The following is a 527-nucleotide window of genomic DNA, read 5'->3' as shown; positions in this document are numbered from 1 at the left end:
TATTTGGTGTCCATGCGGTGGCGCAGGTATTGCGATACGGCGAGCAGGAGGATGACGAGGGCGGCGAAAATCAGGATGTATTTCAAGTAGTCGTTGAAATACATATGATTTTCAAGATAAAAGTGAGAAAAGAATTTCATGATATTTGATAAATTTGGGAAGGGTAATAAGGCCGTCTGAAACTTACATTTCAGACGGCCTTGTCTATTAAACAAGGATGTTGCGTTAAGGTTTCGGATAAAGCATACATGGTGCTTCCCGAAGTAGTATCAGTTGATAAATCCGTCGTCTTTCATTTTCTTTTCGGCAAAATACTGGCTGATCACCAGCAAGCTGGCCAGAATGATAATGAAAAGACCTGCCATGGTCAGGGTGATTTTGAGAAACAAATCGGCATCGACGAAGGAAAACCAAAGTTGCAAAATCAAGAGCAACACCCAGCTGACGAACAATCCGAGACAGGCATAGACGCCGAGTTTAAACACGTTCTTTTTCCAAAATGACGACGTAGGCTTCACGCACGAAAA

General features: G+C 42.7%; 2 protein-coding genes. Both read right to left on the bottom strand.

Annotation, left to right across the window (positions count from 1 at the left end):
• Window positions 1–215, bottom strand: a 215-nt coding sequence (locus ACTHS3_RS16735) for a DUF3290 family protein (protein ID WP_440368607.1), incomplete at its 3' end; no start/stop codon positions are given.
• A gap of 54 nt (window positions 216–269) precedes the next feature.
• A complete protein-coding gene (locus tag ACTHS3_RS16730) occupies window positions 270–485 on the bottom strand; it encodes a hypothetical protein (protein ID WP_049329287.1) in 216 nt (71 codons plus the stop codon).
• Between the last annotated feature and the right edge of the window lie 42 nt (window positions 486–527).

This window comes from Neisseria sp. P0009.S007 (assembly GCF_051962515.1).
Note: the sequence above shows the minus strand (reverse complement) of the source record. Positions and strands in the feature narration are given on the sequence as shown.